At 39.5% G+C, this 22631-nt stretch carries 14 protein-coding genes; 9 read left to right on the top strand and 5 right to left on the bottom strand.

Annotated elements, in window-relative coordinates; genetic code table 11:
• Nucleotides 1-216: 216 nt before the first annotated feature.
• The 8 genes from AC1TO5_RS09380 (at nucleotide 217) to AC1TO5_RS09345 (ending at nucleotide 17683) form a co-directional block, all read left to right on the top strand.
• Nucleotides 217-2502 (top strand): helix-turn-helix domain-containing protein, encoded by a 2286-nt coding sequence (locus tag AC1TO5_RS09380; protein WP_482062554.1) that lies wholly within the window; start codon nucleotides 217-219, stop codon nucleotides 2500-2502.
• 421 nt (nucleotides 2503-2923) lie between these two features.
• Nucleotides 2924-3868 (top strand): ABC transporter permease, encoded by a 945-nt coding sequence (locus AC1TO5_RS09375; RefSeq protein ID WP_482062553.1) that lies wholly within the window; start codon nucleotides 2924-2926, stop codon nucleotides 3866-3868.
• A 15-nt stretch (nucleotides 3869-3883) separates the two neighbouring features.
• Nucleotides 3884-4783, top strand: a complete 900-nt coding sequence (locus AC1TO5_RS09370) for a carbohydrate ABC transporter permease (RefSeq protein WP_482062552.1) — start codon at nucleotides 3884-3886, stop codon at nucleotides 4781-4783.
• Nucleotides 4784-4831: 48 nt separating this feature from the next.
• Entirely contained in the window at nucleotides 4832-6478 is a 1647-nt protein-coding gene (locus AC1TO5_RS09365) for an extracellular solute-binding protein (RefSeq protein ID WP_482062551.1), read from the top strand.
• A 320-nt stretch (nucleotides 6479-6798) separates the two neighbouring features.
• Nucleotides 6799-7830 carry a glycoside hydrolase family 88/105 protein gene (locus AC1TO5_RS09360; protein ID WP_482062550.1) on the top strand — a complete coding sequence of 344 codons (1032 nt, stop codon included), beginning with the start codon at nucleotides 6799-6801 and terminating at the stop codon, nucleotides 7828-7830.
• Nucleotides 7831-8141: 311 nt separating this feature from the next.
• The gene (locus tag AC1TO5_RS09355) at nucleotides 8142-9140 is read left to right on the top strand and encodes an S-layer homology domain-containing protein (RefSeq protein ID WP_482062549.1); all 999 of its coding nucleotides are present in this window, start codon (nucleotides 8142-8144) and stop codon (nucleotides 9138-9140) included.
• A 114-nt stretch (nucleotides 9141-9254) separates the two neighbouring features.
• On the top strand, nucleotides 9255-15209 hold the full coding sequence (locus tag AC1TO5_RS09350; RefSeq protein WP_482063096.1) for a rhamnogalacturonan lyase family protein: 5955 nt from the start codon (nucleotides 9255-9257) through the stop codon (nucleotides 15207-15209).
• 164 nt (nucleotides 15210-15373) lie between these two features.
• On the top strand, nucleotides 15374-17683 hold the full coding sequence (locus AC1TO5_RS09345) for a beta-galactosidase (RefSeq protein WP_482063095.1): 2310 nt from the start codon (nucleotides 15374-15376) through the stop codon (nucleotides 17681-17683).
• A gap of 82 nt (nucleotides 17684-17765) precedes the next feature.
• Here the strand turns inward: AC1TO5_RS09345 and AC1TO5_RS09340 are convergent, their stop codons facing one another.
• The 5 genes from AC1TO5_RS09340 to AC1TO5_RS09320 all read right to left on the bottom strand — a co-directional run bounded on the left by AC1TO5_RS09340 (nucleotide 17766) and on the right by AC1TO5_RS09320 (nucleotide 21728).
• Nucleotides 17766-18566: a carbohydrate-binding protein gene (locus tag AC1TO5_RS09340; RefSeq protein ID WP_482062548.1), complete on the bottom strand. Its 801-nt coding sequence runs from the start codon at nucleotides 18564-18566 to the stop codon at nucleotides 17766-17768.
• Nucleotides 18567-18629: 63 nt separating this feature from the next.
• The gene (gene kduD / locus AC1TO5_RS09335) at nucleotides 18630-19391 is read right to left on the bottom strand and encodes a 2-dehydro-3-deoxy-D-gluconate 5-dehydrogenase KduD (protein WP_482062547.1); all 762 of its coding nucleotides are present in this window, start codon (nucleotides 19389-19391) and stop codon (nucleotides 18630-18632) included.
• A 22-nt stretch (nucleotides 19392-19413) separates the two neighbouring features.
• Nucleotides 19414-20184: a DeoR/GlpR family DNA-binding transcription regulator gene (locus tag AC1TO5_RS09330; protein WP_482063094.1), complete on the bottom strand. Its 771-nt coding sequence runs from the start codon at nucleotides 20182-20184 to the stop codon at nucleotides 19414-19416.
• 75 nt (nucleotides 20185-20259) lie between these two features.
• A complete protein-coding gene (kduI, locus tag AC1TO5_RS09325; RefSeq protein WP_482062546.1) occupies nucleotides 20260-21093 on the bottom strand; it encodes a 5-dehydro-4-deoxy-D-glucuronate isomerase in 834 nt (277 codons plus the stop codon).
• A 188-nt stretch (nucleotides 21094-21281) separates the two neighbouring features.
• Nucleotides 21282-21728 (bottom strand): hypothetical protein, encoded by a 447-nt coding sequence (locus AC1TO5_RS09320; protein WP_482062545.1) that lies wholly within the window; start codon nucleotides 21726-21728, stop codon nucleotides 21282-21284.
• Nucleotides 21729-21885: 157 nt separating this feature from the next.
• Between AC1TO5_RS09320 and AC1TO5_RS09315 the strand changes: the two genes are divergently transcribed.
• Entirely contained in the window at nucleotides 21886-22509 is a 624-nt protein-coding gene (locus tag AC1TO5_RS09315) for a nitroreductase family protein (RefSeq protein WP_482062544.1), read from the top strand.
• Nucleotides 22510-22631 lie beyond the last annotated feature (122 nt).

Below are 22631 nucleotides of genomic sequence, written 5' to 3'. Positions count from 1 at the left end.
ATGTAGACTTCGCAAATGCAGGCACCACAGATGTGACTACAATAATAAAACCCAAATTTGTATGTTGGGTTTTATTTGGAATTCTCTCTCAATATATGAACTAAACACCAAACAACAAAAAACCAGCCATATGAAAGCGCTTTATATAATTTATACTGGAATAAGCGTATACTATACGGAGCCATGAATACAATTAATGGCAAGAGGAGTGACCTAATGAAACGAATTCCTATGATGCTGCAAATGGCACTGATTCTGTTCTGCGTTATGGCAATTCCGACAGCAATTCTAACTTGGTATAGCGGTACACAAATTCTACATAATTCCGAGGAAGCGATCGCAGAATCCTCTTTGGCAGGACTGAATGCGAATCGTGAGCTCAATAACAATGCGCTTAATAATCTTGCTCAGGATGCGGTGCGGCTTACTGTAACTAGCATATTTAATCAAATCCGTAATTTTGAGACCTTTGCTGAGCTTAACTCAAATTATAGCAATGTAAGCAGCGCACAGGCGATATTGCAGGAGCTGAAAAATTTGAATCACAGGGTGGATGGCGTCTATTCCTCTTACTTTTACTTAAATGATTCCGATTATGTTGTCTCAACCGACAAAGGAATTACGATGTTGGATCAATATGATTCCACCGACTGGATGGAGGAAGCTATTGCTGAAAAAAGAGGGATTAGCGGTGTATGGTTTCCACGTAAGCTAAGCTCGGGGATCAACGTTTTATCTTATATGCTGCCACTGAATAGTCTTTCGACGACGACAAGTGGGACTATAGTCGTCAATTTGCGAGAAAGTCAAATGGGGGATTACTTGAGTTCATCAGAACAGGGAGAGCATGACTACCTGCTCATGACATCAGATGGCACTATTATTTCACATGATAACAAGGACTTGCTGTTCACCGATGGCAGCAAGCAGCCATTTATTCAAGAAATATTGAATAAGGGAACGACGGAGGGCTATACATTCCATGAATTCGAAGGAGAGCGCTTGCTGTACACATGGTCCCGCTCGGAGCCGCTCGGATGGATGTATGTTAATATTTATTCGATGGATAAGCTGATGATCAAGACTGATAACTTGCAGCGCAGTATTGTTTTATTGACGATGATTATCATTTTTGTTGGTACAGTACTGATCGCCTTTCTAGCGATATGGCTGTCCAAGCCGGTGCGTGAGCTGGTTAGGGCGGTGCGTGCGCGTGGTAATCCGGGGGGGACGTGTAAGAATGAACTCGCTTATCTTGACGCAGCTTTCAGGCGAATGGAAGAGGAAGAGGAGGGATTACATAAGCTTCTTCAAGAGCGTGAACAAGATACTCGTAAACTTGCAATTTACAATCTGCTGCGCGGCGATGTTTCCAAACAGATCGCGGAGCTGTTTCCAGAATCGAATTACCTAGTTGCTATTGTATCTATTGATCAGCATAGGCGGTATGTGAGCAAGACGAATCGAGAGACACGTAGCTACAACAGACATCTACTTATCTCGCAATGTGAGAGTCAATTTCCAGATGGTATACATGCGCGAAGTGTATATAAAGGTGAGGGCTGCTTCGCTATTGTAATTAATTATGGGCAAGATGAATTGGAAAATAATTTGGATAGGATCAAGGGAGTTCTCGTCACGATCCGCGAGATAGCGACCGAACTGCTTGGCAACTCCGTGACTATCGGTGTGAGTAGTCCGACAGAGACGAGTTCAATGATTTCTGACCAAGTGGTGGAAGCGATGGAAGTTATTAAACATCGCTTGATCGAAGGGAGTGGCGGTATTACTTTCTGGAAGCAGGGAGCCGAGCGTGGTAAAAAATACATCTATCCCTCGAACAGCGAAAGGCGTATTCTCAATTATTTAGATATTGGAGATCTAGGAAGCATCATTAAAGAAATGGAAGTCATTCGTAACGAGATTCAATCCGTCGAATATATATCCTACGATAATATTTTGTTTATCTACAACCAAATGATAGGCGCAACTTTAAGGCATCTAATGGAAAATAATATTAGTACAGTGCGGATATTTTCGGGGCATGAGAATATCTATTATGCAATTGCTTCTGCTGATACGCTTAATGAGATTGAAGAGCATTTATGTGAGTTCTTTAGTGATATTATTCAGTATCTTGCACACAATATGGGCGAAATTAACTACGGAGAACGGATCATCCATTACTTGGAAGAAAAGTTTTGCGAAGAGATCGTGTTTGAAGATATGGCGAAGGTAATCGGGATTAGTTATTCTTATATGCGCAAAATTATATACGAGCTAACGGGCAAAAGCTTGATTGATTACGTTAATATCTTGCGGATCCAGAAGGCGAAGCAATTACTGTTGGAATCAAATCTTAATATTACTAAAATTGCTACCGAAGTCGGATATTATAATGTTCAAAGCTTCAATCGATTTTTTCGAAAGTACGAGGGTATCTCTCCGACTAGCTATAAGGCTGCTAAGATCTCAAAGACCTCAAAGACTCTAACGTCATAATAGATGCTACAATATGTCTAACAATAAGTTCAATGGAGCTGTCTTCGGTGGTCAGTACAGACCACCGAAGACGGCTCCATTTTTGTTTATCCTGTTCAGACAGGATACTATTGATTAGTTTTGATTACTACTGTATTTTTTGATTTCAAGAAAAAAATCCATCGTGAAGATGTTAGAAGTAAAAGGGAAAGGGAAGGCTCAATTAGGATGGAAATTTGTAAGAACCTAGTCGTATCAAGGGAATTTGGCAATAATCAAAAATGATAGCTGCAATCAAAATTCAAGATTTACGTTTGTTAAAGACTCAGTGTAATATTTGAGGTAGTTTCTCCGTTCAAACATAAAAAATTTACCAAGGTTTCGAATTCGCCAAGGTTTCACATTTGAAAAGGGGATGTAGATCGAAGGAGGAGGTATAGATGTGAAAAATGTAAACGCTTTAAAAAGACGCGATGTTGATGGCAAAGGAATATGGTTCTACATTAAGCGAGACAAAGAATTATACTTGATGCTTTTGCTCCCAATCATTTTTGTAGCTCTATTCAAAATAGCGCCTATGTTCGGAACAATAGTAGCTTTTAAGGACTATAAAATTGCGAAAGGTTTTTGGGATAGCGATTGGGTAGGATTCCAAGTATTCCTTGATATTTTTGCAAAACGCGATTTTGCAAGAGCAATTAAAAACTCTTTACTTCTTAATGTATCAGACTTAATACTAAGCTTCTCAGCGCCAATTGTTTTATCGTTACTACTTAATGAAATTAAAAGCGTGAAAATGAAAAGAATTAACCAAACGTTATTGTACCTACCTCACTTCTTATCATGGGTTATTATCGGCGCAATTGCTTATCAACTACTAAGTTTAGGTAATGGTCTTATCAACAATATTATTGATTCATTGGGCGGCACACGGATTCCATTTCTGCAAGCGGATAATAACTGGCTAATTAGCTATCTAGCTATTGGAGTTTGGCAAAGTATGGGCTGGGGGACAATTATTTATTTAGCTTCGATGAGTGCTATTAATCCGGAGCTATATGAGGCAGCAATTGTCGATGGCGCAGGACGCTGGCGTAAAATGTGGAACGTAACACTACCTGGTATTCGAGTGACGATCGTTACGCTATTGATCATGAATTTAGGGAGAGTGATGGGCGGTTCCTTCGAACGGATTTATGCGCTTGCGAATAAGGCTACCACGGAGTATACAACGACTATAGAGGTATTGGTGTATCGTTGGGGTATTGAAGGTGGTAATTTTAGTAGAGCTACTGCACTAGGACTGTTTCAGGCAGTAATAGGGCTTGCGTTAGTTATATTGGCTGATAGAATTGCCAAAAAACTTGGCGAGGACGGCTTACTGTAGAAAGGAAGACAAACTATGAAAGCATCTAATAACCTAATTATGGTGAGTCGAAAAAAACGGTTTGATGTGTGGGATGTTATAATCAATATTTTTGTGGCTATGACATCATTAGCATGCTTGTTACCGCTAGTACACACTTTGGCGAAGTCGTTGAGTGCAGACGCCTATGTATTAGCGAATAAAGTCATGCTTTGGCCACTAGGATTCACTTTTGAAGCGTATGGAAAAGTGCTAAGTGATTCATCTATTTTACGATCTTTATATGTATCTGTTGTCGTAACAATAGCATTTACAATAATTGGTATGATTATAACGATTTGTGCAGCTTATCCTTTATCCCGTAAACAGCTTAAAGGACGGACAGCTATAACATTTATCTTTTTAATGACGCTATACTTTAGCGGCGGAATAATTCCAGAGTATATGCTTATTAATCAGCTTGGACTACTGGATACCATATGGTCACTTATATTGCCACAAGCATTTAGTGCATTCAACTTTTTAATTATGAGAAGTGCGATCTCTAGCAGTATTCCAGTAAGTTTAGAGGAATCAGCACGTATCGATGGTGCAGGACATTTTCGAATATTATTCAACATTGTACTTCCACTGTCTAAGCCAATTATCGCAACATTGTCGCTGTTTTATGCGGTGGGCCGATGGATTGCCTATCAAGATGCGATGTTCTATATTAAGCAGAATACGGAAATGCGTCCATTACAATTAAAGCTTTACTATATGGTTATTGAAGCTAGCGAAAGCTTTCAACTTGAGGCAACTATGGTGCAAGTAACGAATCCCGATGTATTGAAAGCAGCCTGCGTTATCTTTGCTACCGTTCCCATAGTTTGTATATATCCATTTATTCAAAAGTATTTTGTTAATGGTGTCATGCTTGGTGCTGTCAAAGAGTAAAAGGACTCAATACTGTTTCATTAATATTAATTAGGGAGGCAATTTGCAATGAGAAATAGAAAATTAGTAGTTATCGTTTTAACGTTAGTTATGGTCTTTGGTTTATTGTCTGCATGTAGTTCAAACGGTAATAATAAACCCGTAAACTCAGAGAAACCATCTTCACCGCCTGCTGCAACAAATAATGTAGAAGAGGGCGCTTTCACTGATTATTCTGCAGGTTTCCCGGAAAATGTAACGATTGAAATTCCCGTTTATGACCGTGCTTTTGAAGGCTGGAACGTTGCTGACAACTACTATACTCGCTGGATTCAAAAAGAATTTGGAGATAAAAATAATGTAACGGTGAAATATGTACCTATTTCTCGTGGTAATGAAGTGCAGGATTTCCAACAGCTGCTAGCAGCTCATAAAGCACCAGATATCATTTTCCACTACGATATGCCACAGCAGATCGCTTATTACAGCGAAGAGGTTTTACAGCCTATCAATTGGGATGAAGTTGCAAATTATGCACCTAATTATTGGGCAAGTATGAGTTCTACGATTGAACAATATGGTGTTATTAATGACGAACAAATCTTTTTCTATGCAAGTCGTCCAGATGCGGATAACTTCTTAACTTTGATTCGTAAAGACTGGGTTGAACAGGTTGGTTTGAAAGTAGAAGATTTAACTTCACTAGAGAAATATAATGAAATGCTTGTCAAATGGAAAGAAGCTGGTCTAGGAGTCGTTGGAGGAGCCTTGGTTCGTAACAACTTCAACTATAACTATGGATTCCGCGATTGGCCAATTGATGCAGAATATCGTGCACTTTATTCTGATCTTTCCGTTGCAGATTTTACAACGGTAGCAACAGAACGTTATCTTAAAAACTTGAATTATCAATACAATAATGGAATTGTTGATAAAGAGTTTTACTTACGCGATGATGACAATAAAGTGAAATCAGAGTTCGTAGCTGGCAGAACGGGTACTTATGCCACTTATCTATCTAGCAATACAGATGTAATGTCTGCGACGCTGGTAAATAATCCAACAGCTGAGTTTGCTCTTCTGCCACCTAATGCTGGTATTCCAGAGGGTCTGCAACCTCAAGGCCGTGCTTACTGGCCGTTTGGTTTCATTATGGGCGTCAACTATGAAACTCCAGAAATTGAACGTATTGCACTTTGGAAGTTCCTAGAGTGGATGAGTCAACCAGATGTTCTATTCTTGTTACAAAACGGTGTAGAAGGTGACAACTATACACTTGATTCAGAAGGGATTGCAATGAAAAATGAAGAATACACTGGTGAATCTGTTTTATCTATGAACAATAATAAAGATTACTGGGCTATTGTAACAGAAAGTGCACAATATCCAGATGCAGAAGTGAACAAAAAAGCTCAGATTAGAAACTGGGCACCACCAGGATACGAGGTTTTAATCGAAACTCACTTGAAATATTATGCTGATACTGCACAATATCGTACTCCAGATGCATTGTTTACTGATGTTGTAACTACGGTTGGCGAATATAAAGCGGATCTGAACGAATTGTTCCAAGAACTGTATATTAAAATTGTAACTGCTCCTGAAGATCAATTTGATACATTATATGAAAAATCTAAACAAATTTATCTAGAAGCCGGATACCAAGAAATTTTAGATGAGAAGCAGGGGATCATCGAAAAAGGCAACTTCCGCTAATAGCATAGCGGAAGTTCAAAAAGCGGACTTTGATAACGATGATTACGCTATCGTAGCTTAGTCGACATCGAATATGGAGCGAACTTGGAAAGTCTAGCATAAGCTTCCGATGTATGTTTCTTGCAGAAACATTGTAGGTTCACGTGTACGTAATGATGTACACTTGCGCTTCCGCCTTTCTCAAGTAGCGCTTCACCTGCTCGGCTTGCGAAAGCCCGCTTTTTGAACCTTTATTTGAAGGAAGTTCAAAAAGCAGAATATAACATCTAAAACTATCGAAGCTCTTGCTGCTGCAAGAGCTTCGATTTAGGAGGTATAACATGATGAAATTAAATACAGACATCAACGAATTGAAAGCTACGATTGATCGAGTTGTAGAATATACGTTAAGTATGGATCTAACATGGGATTGGCCGTGCGGCGTTGCCTATTACGGAGTAAGCCGAGCATTTGAAGCTACTGGAAACCAGAATTATTTGGACAGAATGGCGGCATGGTGTGAGGAATATATTGAAGTAGGGTTGCCTACATGGACAGTAAATACATGTGCCATGGGACATATGCTAGTGACGTTATACGAGCAAACGAATGATCAAAAATATTTGGATCTTATTATGAGCAAGATCGATTACATAAAGAATAACGCTCTACGTTTCGGAGATCATGTACTTCAGCATACGGTATCTGCTAATAATGACTTTCCGGAGCAATGCTGGGCAGATACGTTATTTATGGCGGCATATTTGGAACTGCGAGTAGGAGTTATGCTTAATGATAAAGTATTAATCGATGATGCTTTGCATCAATATTATTGGCATATTAATTACTTGCAGGATGAGCATACGAGCCTTTGGTATCACGGCTATAATCATCTCGCTAAGGACCATATGTCTGGTATTTATTGGGGAAGAGCCAATGCATGGGCAGCCTATACGATGTCTAGAGTTGGCAGAGTACTTCCTCAGCCTTATTTATATCCTCCATTTATGCATATCGATAGCTCCTTACGTGATCAGCTAGCTGCACTCAAAAGATTGCAAAGAGAAGATGGCTTATGGGGAACGGTTCTTGACCATCCAGAAGCTTATGCTGAAGTATCTGCCTCAGCAGGTATAGCCGCTGCGATGGTTATGCAGGGCAACCCATTACATACCAAATATGTTCAAAGGGCATTACACGGAATATTGGCGAATATAGCCGATAACGGAAAGGTGCAGAATGTATCTGGAGGTACTGCGGTAATGAATAACATCGAAGGTTATTTAGAAATCCCGAGAAAATGGGCCCAAGGCTGGGGACAGGGACTAGCGTTGTCCTTTTTAACAGCTATTATAGAGAGGCAAAAGAATTAGATCATTAATTGAACATAAGCTACTTGACTATAGATTGATTTGAGCCCCACTAGGTCTAACGGGGCTTAAATCAAAACAAGAAATGAAAGCGTTGTTATTCATGAAGGGAGGATTAATGTGAAAAAATTGGTTTCAGCCATTTAGCTGCTGCATACTGAATTTGAAATTAGTATCCGAGTGCTTGCAGCCATGGAAAAAATGATTTTAGCACAATGGAGTGTGGAAGATTAAAGTAAAGCATGTGTAATATGCTTGCCATAGGAAGGGTGCTTCCTCCTATAGCAATGCAAAAAGGAGGAGTGGATAACGTTATGACTAATTTGAAAAAACGGTTTTTATTACTCTTAACAACTGCATTGTTAATGATGCTAGTTATTCCTGTAACTGCATTTGCCTCAGAAGATTCTACCATTAGTGCCAAGCTATCAAACGAAGGTCCTAACATTGTATTAGAGATTACAGGTGATCAGTTAGTTGATTTATATGCTTATGAATTTCAAGTGGCGTATGATTCTAAGCAAGTGAAGTTTATAAGTGGTAAAAGTAATCAATCAGGGTTTACGATTGAACCAATTGTTAAAGAAGACAAAGTATTATTTGCTCATACCAAAACAGGTCAAGATGAAGGAATTGATGGTAGTACAACTTTAGCGACACTTACTTTCGAAAAAATCACACAAGTAAATACTGAGTTTAGAATTTCATCCATTAAATTGGTCGATTCAGCACTTGTGCTATATACAGTCAATCAGGAAATAAAAGTTACGACTACAGGTGGATTGTTCACGGATATTACTGGACACTGGGCAGAAGCAACGATTATTAATGCAAGCGAGCTTGGTTGGGTATCAGGCTATAATGATGGTACATTCCGTCCGCAGGCTAATATTACTCGTGGCGAATTCGTAACGATATTAGTAAGAGCACTTGGTTTAACGGCCGAATCTTCAGCAGAACTAAGCTTCATAGATGCTCAATCGATCCCTGCTTGGAGTAGAGATGCAATCGTTAGTGCTGTCAAGGCAGGCTTAGTTGAAGGATACAGTGATGGTACATTCCAAGCCAATAAATTAGTAACGCGTGCGGAAATGACTACTATTATTGTTCGTTCTCAAAGTATTGCAAAAGATGAAGATGCTGTCGTTACATTTAATGATGCAAATGATGTACCACAGTGGGCACAGCCATATGTAGCAGTAGCAGCAGAAAAAGGCTGGATCAGTGGGGTTGGAAACAATACATTTGCTCCATTAAAATATGCTACTCGTGCAGAAGCAACTCAAATGATCATCAATCTAAACTTGAAATAATCAATCTTTGTGCTTTGTAAGATCGTTATCTAAATGAGCATACAAGGAGGCGTAATCCAAGTGGGAAAAAGAAAAATTAATTCTAAAAGGTCAATTATTGCGTTGTTCTTAGCAATGATTATGGCATTTCCAGTATTGGCACCGAATGTTGTTAATGCGAACTCATCTAATGCTGCTTCAGTGACAAGAGAGATGGAGTACTTGAATCGTGGTCTTGTAGCTATTTTAACGAATGACGGTGTATTTTTGAGCTGGAGATATTTAAATACTGATCCTGATACTATTGCCTTTAACGTATACAAAAACGGATCGAAAGTGAATGCAGAGCCAATTACTAATGGTACGAACTATGTAGACACGACAGGTGCAGATAGTTCGCATTATCAAATTTCTACCATTATTAATGGTGTAGAGTCGCTTGAAAGTGAACGTGTAGCAACATGGCATAATAATTATTTGCCCATTCGTTTAGATAAGCCGGCAGATGGTAAAACGAAGCTAGGCGATAATTATACCTATTACGCTGGTGATGCATCTGTAGCTGATCTCGACGGAGACGGTGAGCTTGAAATCATCTTCTTATGGAGTCCAAGTAACTCAAAAGACAATTCTCAATCTGGCTACACTGGCAATGTATACATCGATGCTATTAAGCTAGATGGAAGCAAGCTATGGAGAATTGACTTAGGCGTAAACATTCGTGCAGGCGCACATTATACGCAACTTATGGTATATGACTTGAATAGCGATGGAAAAGCTGAAGTTGCTGTTAAAACATCTGACGGCACAATTGATGGTCAAGGTGTAGTCATTGGCAATGCAAATATAGATCATCGTAATGATGGCGGATATATATTAACAGGGCCAGAATATTTAACTTTATTTGATGGGGCAACGGGTGCTGCTATTTCTACGGTTGACTATCATCCTTCAAGAGGAAACGTGAGCAACTGGGGAGATGGATACGGTAACCGAGTAGATCGTTTTTTAGCTGCGATCGCTTATTTGGATGGTGAAAAGCCTAGTGTTGTTGTCAGCAGAGGTTACTATACTCGTACTGTTCTTGCTGCTTATGATGTGATTAATGATGAGCTGGTACAAAGATGGGTATTTGATACGGATGTTGCAGGACAACAGTATGGAGGACAAGGAAATCATGGGCTAAGTATTATTGATGTAGATGGTGACGGTAAAGATGAAATTATGTTTGGCGCACTAGCCATTGATGATGATGGTACTGTACTGTATAGCACAAACCTTGGTCATGGCGATGCGATGCATGCAGGGAAGCTAGATCCCAATCGTGCAGGATACCAGGTGTTGAGTGTTCATGAAAATGCGGGTGCACAATATGGGCTTGAGATGCACGATGCAGCAACAGGTGAAATTATTTGGGGAGAACGTACAGGTATAGATACTGGTCGAGGAATGTCGGCTGATATCGACCCTAACTATCCTGGTTATGAATCATGGGCAACTGGCATTACAAATGGCTTGGCAATGCCAGTTACTAATCTATACGCTGCAGATGGCACAGTTATTGCATCTAAAGAAGAAGCACCGAAAACGGCTAATTTTACAATATGGTGGGATGGCGATCTTCAGCGTGAGCTCTTTGACCACGACTGGGATAATGATACAGTGAAAGGTGTCCCATTAATTTATAAATGGAATTCAACGAATAAAAACCTTGATGAAATTTTTAGAGCAGAAGGGGCGCTTACTAACAATCACACGAAAGGAACACCAGCAGTTCAAGCAGATATTATAGGTGATTGGCGTGAGGAAATTTTAGTGCGTAATGAAGATAGTACGGAGTATAGACTGTATAGTACAACAATATCTACATCATATCGTATTCCTACATTAATGCAGGATCCAACGTATCGCTTAGCTGTCGCTTGGCAAAACGTATCCTACAATCAACCGCCGCATACTGGTTTTTATATAGGTACTGAAGCGACAACATTCCCAAAAGCGAATATTGCATTTGTTACTTCTCCACAAAGTTTAGAACCGGTACAGCACTTTAGCTTTGGTTCTCAGCAAGTAGCGGATGCAATACAAGTCGGCAATACGCTATATAATGAAACCGCAGGTTATGGCTTTGATCAAATTACTGGACTGTCTGTAGGCGAAGGGCAAATTACAGTACCAGTAAATAGTGCGTTCCAAGTAAATATGCCGAATGCGAACTATAGAGTGACAGTGAAAGTAGGTCATGCTACTCAGAATAGCCACACTGGCATGAAGTCTGAGTATGTGCAAAAAATTGCCAATACGGCAGTGGCTACTGGGGAATCATTTACTCGAACATATGATATAGCAGTTGTAGATAATCAATTAGATTTTACATTTACGGGTACATCGAACAATATTCAAGAGATATTAATTGAAAAGTATCCAGCAAAAACAACGGGGCCTGCCACTACAATATATATGGCTGGAGACTCAACGATGCAGTCCTACAGCGAAATGTTTGCACCGCAGCAAGGCTGGGGTGAAAAATTCAATCGTTATTTCTCTTCAGAAGTTATAGTAAAGAACCACGCGATTGGTGGTAGAAGCAGTAAGTCATTTTTAGTTGACGGACGTTTAGACAATATTTTGCAGGAAATTAAACCAGGTGATTTCTTCTTTATCTCATTTGGTCATAATGATGCATCTGCAGGGATTCCTGAGCGTTATGCTTCCCCGACCGATTATAAAATGTATCTAAAACGCTATATTGACGGAGCAAAACAACGTGGTGCCACTCCAATATTATTAACGCCAGTAGGACGCAGGGACTTCAATCTATCGACACAGCAATTTAATGTTAGCTTTGCTGATTATGTAAATGCTGCAATTGAAGTGGCTGAACAGAACGATGTTCAATTAATTGATCTAAGTCGTATTAGTGTTGCATTCTATAATCAGGTTGGTCTTGCAGCGACTGAACGATTGTTTCTATTCACAGACCCAGGTGAATATCCGCGTTATCCTAATGGTGTAAGTGACAGCACCCACTTCAGTGAACTCGGTGCACAAGCAATTGCAAAACTAGTCGCAGAGACAGTGGAGGTCATGGAGCTTCCTATTTCGCAATATGTCATTGATCCGGAGTTTGTACTTCCAGAACCAGAGCCTGAAGCACAAGTTTATGAGGAGGACTTTGAGCCAGATGGTTCTGTAGATGGGTACTCAATCGTCAACGCAACAGGCTTTGGAGGAACGCTTGGAAATACACTTGAAGAGGTTGACGGGTCGACAGTACTGCAATTTAAAGGTGGCGGCAGCGGTCCACGGGCAAGAGTATTCCGTGTCATTGATCCAATTGCAGGTAACTTAATTCATATGAATTTTGACTGGCATCCAGGAACTATTGCCCTTACGCCAAACCAAGGGACGATTTCGATTCAAGATAGCAATGAAAATATATTGCTTACCCTATATGCCAAATCAGATGCAGATCCTACGTCAATTGATTACTCAATTGGACCAAACGAAGACAATAGTGCATCAACCACCGTTATGAATAAACAATGGCTGAATGTTGATCTAACGATTAATTATCAAGAGAAAACAATGGATCTAACTCTAACAAGCAGAGCAGACAGCAGTCAAAATAGTTCAATTACAGGTATTGAAATTCCTTCTGGTATAAACTATCAAGAAAATGTTCGTGCCATTCGCTTTTTAGGTACAAGAGCATCTGGTAGAAACTTAGACTGGACGACATATCTGGATAATGTAAATATCTCAGGTGAATTTTTACCTCCGAAACCAGGTGATAAAGCTCCAATGATCGCACTATATGACGAATTAAAAGTAAGAGATCTTTCTGCATACACTGCTGAATCTGTTGCTGTGTTAGACATTGCATTGGCTGAAGTCGAAGCAGTATTAGAAGATATACTTACACAGGAGCAAGTAATGCATTTAATGAATGTATTAACAGTCGCTAGTGATTCATTAACTACTGTGTCATCTGCTCCAGTGACACAATATAAGTTTGATTTTGGTTCTGGTGACGTTGCAGAGGACTATATTAAAGTTGATTCCACTAGAGCATACATTGAAGGAAATCATTATGGTTTCTTGGAAACCTCGGTTTTAGTAGATGTCAATAAAGACACTGGAAATGCAATAAATGAAGATTTCATTCGTACAGGAGCTAATACATTCTTTGTTGAGATGGAACCAGCGAATTATCATGTGCAGATGATCATTGGTGATAACACAGAAGCAACGAATGTAGCTGTTGTTACAGAGCAAATGAACAAAGTGGCTTCTACGACTATTCCAGCAAATGATTATCGAGTAATCGAGTATGATATTGCATTAATTGATGGCGTATTCGACTTTGAGTTTACAGGAACTTCATCCAAAATTAATGCCTTAACGATTACAAAGCTAGATGATAATGGTGTAGGTGAGAAGCCAACAATTTATTTGGCAAGTGACTCTACAGTAGCAAATTATGCTGAAAGCTACCGTCCACAATCCGGTTGGGGTGAAAGATTGCAAAGCTATCTAAACACAGATGAAGTAACGGTTGATAACCGTGCAGTCAGTGGATTAAGTAGCAAGACTTTCTTGGTAGGTGGATATTTAAATCAAGTGTTACTCGATATTCATGAAGGTGATTACTTGTTTATGCAGTGGTCCCACAATGATTCTACGCCATCTAGACCGGAGCGTTACCTAACACCTGCCGAGTTTAAAGTGTATTTGAAAACATATATTGATGGTGTTAACCAAAGAGGGGCAACGCCTGTACTAGTAACTCCTGTGAACAGAAGAGACTTTACAGATGCCATTTTGAATAAGAGCTTCCCTGCATATGTAGCAGCAATGAAAGAAGTGGCTATAGAAACAGGAACAACAATAATTGATCTCAACGAAGTAAGCTGGGAGAAATTCCAAGAGCTTGGTACTGAAGGAACAAAAGAAGTATTTATGTGGGTGGGTACAACAGAAGATAATACTCATTTACAAGAGAATGGTGCAATAATGGTAGCGGGTATGGTTGCTAAATTAATACAGGAGTCCGATCTTTCGATTGCTGCTTCTGTCATTGTTACAGACCCGACAGACCCGACAGACCCGACAGACCCGACAGACCCGACAGACCCGACAGACCCGACAGACCCGACAGACCCGACAGACCCGACAGACCCGACAGATAGACCATGGGCTACAGGAACCATTTCCGGTCCAGCCTCAGTTAAGTCAGGCAATTCAATCGCATTGAATATTGGTGTATCTGACATTGAAACGGAATTTAATACGATTGATATTGAAATTCAATATGAACCTGAAAAAGTAGAATTTAATATGGTTCAAGGTGAAGATGGAGCTTATCAATTAGCGACTCAAACCATTACTAATGTAGTTGAAAATCTACAAGTCATGGGTACAGCAGTTCTACCAAACTCTGGTAAAATAAGGGTAATCTTGTTGGTGACTGGTGAAGACAGCATAATTGCAGAGACGGCAACCTTATTCACATTGAATGGAAAAGCTAAGACTGTTCTAGCAAACGGCAGTACAAATATTGATATTACAAAATTTGAAGTAGCTGCAGAAGGTGAACTAGGTAATGTCAATATTGAAGATGCTACGCTTTTAATTACAATTGAAGCTACTTCTATCATAAGTAATCCATCAGATGGAAACTCATCGTCTTCTAATGCGGATTCTTTGTATACTGGATTACAAAAAGCGATTACTACTGCAATAACTGAGGTTGAACATGCAGTAGAAGGTGTGAAAGTTGGTCAATACAAGGTGGGAGCAATTGCTAAACTAGAACAAGCGATTAATGATGCGAAAAATAACGGTGATGTAGTTTCAGCGTTGTCTTCGCTTAACGTAGCGATTGCTGCATTCAATAACGAACGAATTACATTAGCAGGTAACGGTACAATTACAATCGCTGATCTTTCAATTTTGATTAAATACTATGGTGTAACATCAAATGATGCGTTATGGTCTGAAATTGCCAAAGCGGATGTACTGAATGCAAATGTCATTAATATTCAAATCCTAGCAGCAATTGCACAAATGATCACATCTAATAATTAATCAAGTAGTCCTTCACGAAAAACGGGCTGTAGAAGCAATTCTACAGCTCGTTTTTAATTGTAGAGTGATAGACTTTTCTGATATTTTCGGGATGAAAGCATAATATAACAATTAAGTGCTTGAGAACAATAAGCTATTGTAAATAAGACATGGAGGAATGAATGATGACCACGTATTCATTAACATTATCAGGTGAAAACAAACAGATTACAGAAGGTAAGCTAGGTGGAAACAAAGCAAAAAATCCTTATGGTGAAAGTTTTGGCTTTACAAATTTCTATATGACTTGGAATGAGGAGCCGATTGTCCCAGTAGTAGGTGAATTCCATTTTACTAGATTTTTATATTTACACTGGGAAGAAGAACTATTGAAAATGAAAGCTGGCGGTGTTCAAGTTATCGCTACCTATGTATTCTGGAATTACCACGAAGAAGAGGAAGGGGTTTTTCGCTGGGATGAAAACCGAAATCTTCGTCATTTTGCTGATCTATGTGCCAAGCATCAGTTTCCGCTAATTGTGAGAATTGGACCGTTTTGTCACGGTGAGGTGCGAAACGGAGGTATACCGGATTGGATTTTCAATAAACCTTTAGAAATCAGATCTAATGACGAACAGTATCTTTTCTATGCAAGAAGACTGTATCTGCAAATCTCAAAGCAAATTAAAGGCTTGTTTTTCGCTGAAGGTGGATCGATTATTGGTATTCAATTAGAAAATGAATATATGCATTGTGGTGCGAAATTAGATTCATGGGGCTATAAAGCTGGTGTATTTATGTCGTCTGGAACAGGTGGTAATGAGCATTTAGCCCAGCTTAGAAAAATTGCAGAACAATCAGGAATGGATCCAGCATTCTTTACAGTTACAGCTTGGGGTGGAGCAGCGGTACCAGAAGAGGATACGCTACCTATGCTTGCAGGTTATGCCTATACACCTTGGATTCCTAATCAACCACCAAGTGGTGAATATATTTATCGTGATCTACATGTAACCCCTTCTGAGCCTGTTAATTATAATACGTTGGAGTATCCCGTTGCTTATTGTGAGATGGCTGGTGGGATGCAGGTTAGTTACACAGCAAGGCCGAACGTGAGTCCTGAAAGTGTAGAAGCAATGACTTTAGTGAAATTAGCTAGCGGCAGTAATATGCTAGGTTATTATATGTACCATGGTGGATCTAATCCAGTAGGTAAGCGTGGTTTCTTGAATGAATATGGGCTTCCTAAAATGACATATGATTACCAAGCTCCACTAGGCGAATTTGGTAGAGTAGGTACATCATATGATCGCATTCGCTCCTTATCTCTGTTTATGGACTCCTTTGGATCCATAATTGCACCAATGGGTACAGAATTACCCGAGGGTCAAGCAACGATTGATCCTGTTGACACGGAATTATTAAGATGGTGTGTCAGACAAAAAGACGGATCTGGCTTTGTTTTCATTAATAACTTCCAGGACCATCTAGATCTGCCTGATCGTGAAGGTATTACGCTAGAAATTGATTCAGTTAAAGGTAAGGTTACATTCCCGTATTCGGGAAGCATGACAATTAAACAAAATGTAAGTACGGTGTTGCCATTTCATATAAAAATTGCAGAAGTATCTATTGTATCTGCCACTGTGCAACCACTTACCGTATTAGACCAGAATGATCAAGAGAAGCTTATTGTTTTCTATGCTCCTGAAGGTTTGGAGCCAGAACTGGTTATTAGTAAGCTGAATGTATCTGCTATAAGCTCGATCGATGCAAGTATTAATCAAGACGGGGAAGTTTATGTGATTTCACCGAAACTAGGAAAAGAATCATCTATAGATGTGCTACTAACAAACGGAGCTACGACTAGAATCATAGTACTTACTCGTGAAGAAGCGCTTCAATTATATAAATTTAAGCTGTGGGGAGAAGAGCGTTTAATCATTAGCTCAAGTAGACTGTTTGTGAAGGATGAACGGTTAGTGAGTACATCAGAAGGCAATGAAGCATGGGATTTGGCTGTTTATCCTGCTATTCCTTCTGAAGTTGTGGCTTCCTTTGGTAAGGTGAGTAAAGATAAGTTAGGGCTGTTTGACCGTATTACGATAAAGGTACAGTCATACTGTCCTGAGCTTAATATTGAGCATCCAATTGAAAGAAGTGCACTTATTCATATTGATACGAATTGGCCGCAAGAAGTAGCAGATGTATTTATGGAAATAGAGTATGACGGAGATGTTGCTGCTGCTTACCTCAATGAAAGAATGATTACCGATCATATTCATTATGGAGAGGCTTGGTCGATTGGATTAAAGCAATTCAAAGACGAGCTGGAGTATGCAAATCTGCACATATCTATTACACCTTTAAGAAAAGGTACGGTGCATACCTTTGTAAATCAGGCATTAGTAGAAAGATTTGAAGGCATTGAAATTGCTGTTTTCCATAAAATCAGTACGATTCCACATTATCGAACGGCTTTATATCGAGGGTAGTGAAATTATTCTTCACTTATAACTAACATAGTAAAAGCCTGATGTGATCAAGATTCTTGATCTATCAGGCTTATGTCTTATACTATGAACACTCTCGTCCGTACACTTCAATCTGAGTTAAAGCTGGGAATGGAGAAGGGTCATCGGCTTGAATAAGCTCGCTTAACTTCACCCATTCCACCTGCTTAGGCTCTAATGCAACAGTTTGTCGCTCAGGCGTTTTGTTCAATTGTACGATTTGCTGGCTTCCATCCGAGCATGTAAGCTTCGCACTCGTCCAATAGTTATCATGAGGAAAATCTGCTCTAAGGACTAAGTTTAACTTATCAATCTCTACCATTCTTCCAAAATGAACAGTGAGCTCAGCATCTTTCCTTTGATTAATTCCCCATGATTCAAATGGCCAGTTACCATGCGAGTAGTTAATAATATTTCCATTGATCGCATTTCTAGCTGCAAAGGTAGCTTCATCACGTGTTTCTACATTGGCAGATGCATGTGGGAATAATGTGGCGTTGCCATGATGATCGTAGCCATTTCTAGTAAGATTGCGATATGCTTGAATTTCTTCACTTGTCGCAAGGCGGGCTGTCAGCAGATGCAAGTTACCAGTAAATGATTTTGGAGAATAGGATGATCTCTTCTCGGCAAAAGGAATAACAAATTTAAACTCTGTTCCAGCGAGATATACAAATTCCGAACTCATCGAATCTTCTAGTTGGATGACTAAATATAAGTTTTGTGCTGTGCTGCCCAGAACAATAACATCTCCAGGTTCATATAGGTTCGTGTATAGCAAACTTACTGACCAATTATCTGAATGGCTAGCTTTCATAGAACCGTCATCACCTACGACGGAAAGAGATAGAGTAGTGCTGACCATTATATACCACCTTAGCTAATGTATTAGAGGTATTCATAAAGCGTACTTTTTGAACAAGCACTATTAGCGATTCATCCAACCACCGTCTACGCATAAAATATGTCCGTTGACATAATCTGAGGCATTGGAAGCTAGAAACACTACAGGACCTGCTAGATCTTCTGGAGTACCCCAGCGAGCAGCTGGAATTCGTCCAAGTATTTCTGCACTACGTTTCTCATCTTGACGCAAAGCAGTCGTATTATCTGTAGCCATATAACCTGGTGCAATACCGTTAACATTAATGCCTTTTGAAGCCCATTCGTTAGCTAATGATTTTGTAATACCAGCAACCGCATGCTTAGATGCCGTATATCCAGGAACATTAATACCACCTTGGAAGGAAAGCATGGATGCGATATTAATAATTTTACCACTGCCATGCTCGATCATGTTTTTACCGATAGCTTGGCATAGATAGAACACACTGTTCATATTGAGATCGAGTACAGCATGCCAATCTTCAAGCGCATGGTCAGCGGCAGGGGTACGACGAATAATACCTGCGTTATTGACTAAAATGTCTATTTTACCACCAGCTAGCTTTATAGCTTCAGCAGCGATATCAGAAATTTTTGCTAGATCAGACAAATCAGCAGTTATCGGATGAACGGTGCCACCATAAGAGCGAAGCTGCTCAAGCACTCCTGGTTTTGGTTCGTTATGTGTCAGTAGAATTATATTGGCTCCAGCCTTCGCTAAACCATTAGCCATTCCTAAGCCTAATCCACCGCCACCGCCAGTTACAATTGCAGTTCGACCCGATAATTGAAATAATTGATTCATTATATATACCTCCACTTATGGTTCAATAATTGGCTTGATGAGGTGAATCCGCGAACACGAGATTTGCTTTATGTTCTTCATAAGCATGAATCTCATCAGCCGATAGCTTTCGATCCGTGATGATAGAATTAAACTCATCTAACTGGGCAAAGGTTAACAATGCTGTCTTTCCAAATTTGCTGGAGTCCACTACACAATATATATCTTTGGCAGTTTCAAGAAAAGCCCGTTTCATATCATACAACTCACTCGTGTAAATCGATAGACCTTGTTCCGGATGGATTGCAGTTGTTGTTATAAATGCCTTCTGAATATTCAACTTGCGAATGAACGAAATCGCCTCGCTGCCAACTAGTAAGTTACGATTACGGTAGCCACCAGGAATAACAAGCCGTATTTTGGTTTTGCGAATAAGCTCACTCATAATAAACAGATCATTCGTAATAACTGTAAGTGGCTTGTCTTCCAATAACTTGGCAATGGCGAGTGTAGTGCTTCCACCATCGAGGGCGATAATATCATTTTCTTCTATTAATTCAAGTGCTTTTTGCGCAATAACATTCTTTTCCGTTATCTGCTTTTGATTCGGAATCTGTAATGGAAGCAGCCCAAGGTCTGTAGCGTGCTTCAACACAGCTCCACCATGAACTCTCGTCAGAAGACCCCTCTGTTCTAGAACTTCCAAATCAGTACGAATCGTTTTCCCGGTGACATCTAACTGTTCACTGAGTTCTTGTACCTTTACTTCCCCTTGCTGAATGAGTAACTCCATTATTTGCTGATGACGTTTCATACTAGACAAACCAACCATTCCTTTATATACGTAATTGCCCTCACCGACTACACATCAGCCAATGTTAAGCTCTTACTACATTATATCCTGCATGGCAACATGGTCCATATCATCGAAGATTTGGTTCTCCCCAGCCATTCCCCAGATAAAGGTATAGTTGCTTGAGCCTACACCGCTATGGATAGACCAGCTTGGTGAGATAAGCGCTTGTTCGTTGCGAACGACAAGATGTCTAGTTTCTTGCGGCTCACCCATAAAGTGAAACACAACGCCATCTTCCGGCATATCAAAGTAGAAGTACACTTCAGAACGACGATTATGCGTATGGCATGGCATCGTATTCCACATATTATTTGGCTTCAACATCGTTAAGCCCATGACTAGCTGACAGCTTTGAACACCTTGTGGGTGAATGTATTTATTAATAACACGCTCGTTGGATGTAGCAGGACTTCCCAAATGAGCTGGTGTAGATTCACTGATTGGAATGTGTACCGTTGGATAGTGTTTATGTGCAGGTGAGGAATTGATATAGAATTTAGCTGGATTAGCAGCATCAACACTCTCAAACACAACGTCCTGGGCACCTAGACCAATATAAAGTCCATCTTTTGGTTCCATCATATAAGTAGTACCGTCAACGGTAATTTTACCTTGCGCACCAATATTAATGATCCCAATTTCACGGCGTTCCAAGAAGAAGTCAGAACCCATATCTTTACGATCCGCTTCCAGCTTAATAGCTGCTGTAGTTGGATAAGCACCACCAGTAATGAAACGGTCAACATGACTGTAATAAAGCATAAGCTCATTCTCAGTAAATAATGATTCCATTAAGAAATCTTGACGTAAACGAGTTGTGTCGTATCCTTTAACTTCTTGCGGGTGTGATGCGTGACGAATTTCCATAGTAAATCGCTCCTCTTAGTTAGATAGTATTTCCTTAACTAGAATCATACCTCAATGTTCATTTAGGTTCAATACATTTCCGTTATTGTTCATAAATGTAATTTAAGATGTTCATATATGACCTAAAAAAAATGCAGAACGAAGTCCAACTAATGGACTTCGCTCTGCATTTAAATGAACGCTAGTAGCTAATTTAGCAGGATAAAAAAGGACAAAGATAACAAGGGGATTAATAGACTCACCAATGCTGCTACCCAAGTGAAATTTTTATTTGCTTTCAATAATACTTTATCAACTAAGAAAAAGACGATTGCTCCAATTAAACTAAACAATAAAAGGACAAGACCGAACACGATGTGGAGAGATCCAGACACCATAATTTCGACTCTATGATCACCACTTTTTTTCGCTAAAAAGCTTCCTATTTTATCGCTAATGATGGATGCTAACACACCATAAGTATAAATGATAGGAAAAACATACATCATGTATGTTGGAGTAGTTGAAATAACATCTAATAGATAGCTAGAATTAATAGATTGTCCAAAGGGCGTAGGGAAAAATAATGCTAATAGTATGGAATGAATGGTTCCAGCTATTGCTGCTGTAATTATTTTTCTAGATATGATCTGCACGTCATTTCACCTCGTTTGCTTTTATTCTATTAATAAGACAAATGACAACAATATATAACTTTTGCACTTACAAAAAGTAAGCGTCTGAGTTATAATACTATTATCGAAAGTTATACAAACGATATCGATCTAATTATAATACTGGGGGGAAGTACATATGACACCATTTGAAGAACTAGTTAAAGAAAGACGTTCAGCGAGTAATTTTCTACCGGATCATCCGATTTCGAATAAAGAACTAGATGAAATTTTTGAATTGGTTAAGTTCGCTCCAACAGCATTTAACCTACAACATCCTCATTATACAGTTATTACTAACTCTGAGATGAAAGAAAAGCTACAAGCTGCAGCTAATAATCAATATAAAGTCTCCTCATCCTCAGCGGTTATTATTGTTACTGGAGATAAATTAGCATTTAGAGATGCAGCAACAATATATGAAGGATTATTGATGCTAGGAATCGTTAACAAACAAGAGTATGATTTACAGGTTGAAGATACGACGGCATTTTATGAGCGAGGCGGAGATCGTTTTCAGCGTGATGAAGCGATTCGAAATGGTTCGCTATCGGCAATGATGTTCATGCTAGCTGCCAAAGATAAGGGCTGGGATACTTGCCCGATGATTGGTTTTGATGCCGCGGCTGTTAAGGACATATTGAATATTGATGATCAATATGAAGTCGTTATGATGATTACGCTAGGAAAAGAAAAAGTGTCAAGCAGAAGACCGAGAGGCTATCGTAAGCCTGTCAATGAATTTGTATCCTATGTAGAATAGCATTATCCCATATAGCAATCCCCCTTTGGAAGAGTTTTTCTGAAGGGGGATTTTGTTGTCTGAACACCTCTACACGTTCAATAAGTCAAAATTGGCATAGAAAAAGTAAAGATAACGTTATT

It is taken from the genome of Paenibacillus sp. Y930, assembly GCF_056786375.1.
Note: the sequence above shows the minus strand (reverse complement) of the source record. Positions and strands in the feature narration are given on the sequence as shown.

Coding starts and splice junctions, on each gene's coding strand:
- AC1TO5_RS09380 (WP_482062554.1), top strand. CDS start 217: ATGAAACGAATTCCTATGATGCTGCAAATGGCACTGATTCTGTTCTGC.
- AC1TO5_RS09370 (WP_482062552.1), top strand. CDS start 3,884: ATGAAAGCATCTAATAACCTAATTATGGTGAGTCGAAAAAAACGGTTT.
- AC1TO5_RS09365 (WP_482062551.1), top strand. CDS start 4,832: ATGAGAAATAGAAAATTAGTAGTTATCGTTTTAACGTTAGTTATGGTC.
- AC1TO5_RS09360 (WP_482062550.1), top strand. CDS start 6,799: ATGATGAAATTAAATACAGACATCAACGAATTGAAAGCTACGATTGAT.
- AC1TO5_RS09355 (WP_482062549.1), top strand. CDS start 8,142: ATGACTAATTTGAAAAAACGGTTTTTATTACTCTTAACAACTGCATTG.
- AC1TO5_RS09350 (WP_482063096.1), top strand. CDS start 9,255: ATGATTATGGCATTTCCAGTATTGGCACCGAATGTTGTTAATGCGAAC.
- AC1TO5_RS09345 (WP_482063095.1), top strand. CDS start 15,374: ATGACCACGTATTCATTAACATTATCAGGTGAAAACAAACAGATTACA.
- AC1TO5_RS09340 (WP_482062548.1), bottom strand. CDS start 18,566: ATGGTCAGCACTACTCTATCTCTTTCCGTCGTAGGTGATGACGGTTCT.
- kduD (WP_482062547.1), bottom strand. CDS start 19,391: ATGAATCAATTATTTCAATTATCGGGTCGAACTGCAATTGTAACTGGC.
- AC1TO5_RS09330 (WP_482063094.1), bottom strand. CDS start 20,184: ATGAAACGTCATCAGCAAATAATGGAGTTACTCATTCAGCAAGGGGAA.
- kduI (WP_482062546.1), bottom strand. CDS start 21,093: ATGGAAATTCGTCACGCATCACACCCGCAAGAAGTTAAAGGATACGAC.
- AC1TO5_RS09315 (WP_482062544.1), top strand. CDS start 21,886: ATGACACCATTTGAAGAACTAGTTAAAGAAAGACGTTCAGCGAGTAAT.